1 protein-coding gene is annotated in these 1,775 nt (G+C 44.2%); it reads right to left on the minus strand.

All coding sequences use genetic code 11. The features are described 5' to 3' along the window. Positions 1-133: 133 nt before the first annotated feature. Positions 134-1,678, minus strand: a complete 1,545-nt coding sequence (gene crtH, locus PY364_RS13075) for a carotenoid isomerase (protein ID WP_275523087.1) — start codon at positions 1,676-1,678, stop codon at positions 134-136. Positions 1,679-1,775 lie beyond the last annotated feature (97 nt).

The raw sequence follows: 1,775 nt of genomic DNA on the forward strand, positions 1-1,775 counted from the left end.
CGGTAAGATACCGCCTAGAAGGCGGCGTTACGGATATTTGTCCTAATTTGCTATACCAAAAGTAGGTTGGGTGTAACTTCGTTACACCCAACTCTTTGTTAACCGTTAACCGTGTCCATCTGCGGTAAAAAAATCAAAATCCCAAATCCACAGCAATTCGATGAGCGCAAGCAAACCCAGAAAAAGCTACAGCATTCAAACCCTGACCCGGAAACGTACTGTCTCCCACACAATATAACCCAGGAATAGAAGTTCGATTAAACGGCATTCCTAACAAACCCAATAACTTTCGCTGTGGAATCGGCCCATAAGTCCCATCTTCGCGACCTAAAAATCTGCGGTGCGATCTCGCCGTACCCACTTCCATATAATCTAAACCCGCATCTAAACCAGGAAAAATCTGCTCCAACCTCTCAATCACTCTCCCCGCCGCCACTTCTTTTTTCTCCTCATACTCCTTCGTCGATAAACTTTCCCACTCCTCCATCCAACTCGGCGTAAAAGTATGAACAATATGATATCCTTCCGGTGCTAAACTCGGATCTAGCAATGTTGGAATTGACACAAAAATCGTTCCTTCTGGCGCTTCCATTTTATCCCAATTTTCTAATAAAATATGATGGCACGCCGTATCCTTGGGAAACACAGAAGCTTCAACACCTAAATGTAAACTCAAAAAACTAGGAGATTTATGATAGCGTTCTTGCCATTTTTTCTCTTTATTAGGCATCGCCTCAGCAGGCAATAACTTCTCAAAAGTATCCCAGCGAGTAGCATTAGAAACTATCCGTTTTGCCCGATAAACTTCGCCAGTTGTTAATTCCACACCAACCGCGCGACCATTTTCTGTAATAATTCGCGCGACTCTAGCTTTATACTTAATCTGTCCGCCAGCTTTTTCTAAGCCTTCTACCAATTTTTGGGCAATTTGCCCAACTCCGCCTTTAGGATAGTTAATACCGCCGTAGTGTCTGTCAGAAAACACCATTCCTGCATTAATCATTGGCGTTAACTCAGCAGGAACTACTGACCAACAGTAACACTCAATATCAATAAATTTGAGTAAAATTGGATCTTTAATATAGCGACGAGCAATATCACCGACATTCTGAGGTAGATACTTCACCAATCCCAGACAAGCAAGGGGATGCTTGAAAAACACCCGCATTAAATATCCCAATTCTTCCAGGGAAAGCAACTCCATCGCGTTAAGACAGTTAAAAACCTGCCAGCATTCACCGTAAAATTGGCGGATACCTTCACGCTCTTGAGGAAACTTATCAATTAGTTCTTGCAAAAATTTCTCATATAGCTGGTGAACTTGGATTTCCAAACCGTTAGGCAGGTGATAGTGAATCTGCACGGGATCGGGAATGGTTTCTAAGCTGACATTAACGGCTTGCAGGGCACGAGTAAGCAGGTTAGTAGTACCCTTTTGCCCAAACCCGAAAATCATCGATGCCCCGACATCAAATCGATACCCATCCCGGTCAAAGTAACCGGCACTTCCGCCGGGGATGATGTAGCTTTCGAGGACGAGGACTTGGGCTCCCTTGGCGGCTAGCTGGGTGGCTGTCACCAGTCCTCCAATACCTGAACCGATGACGATCGCATCAAAATCTTTGGTCTGTTGAGGGGGGCTAGCAGAAAATGACTGGGATGGGGTGGAAACGGACATTTTGATTTTAGATTTTAAATTTTAGATTTTAGACTAATTCCCGATTTAAAGCACAAATCATTCTTTGTAACGCCGCCCTCTGGGCGGTATCTTTCAC

The sequence above is a fragment of the Kamptonema sp. UHCC 0994 genome (assembly GCF_029167235.1).
Taxonomy (GTDB): Bacteria; Cyanobacteriota; Cyanobacteriia; order Cyanobacteriales; family Microcoleaceae; genus Kamptonema.

Bases quoted from the DNA above. Each gene is read 5' to 3' on its own strand.
- crtH (WP_275523087.1), bottom strand. From the start codon at position 1,678: ATGTCCGTTTCCACCCCATCCCAGTCATTTTCTGCTAGCCCCCCTCAA.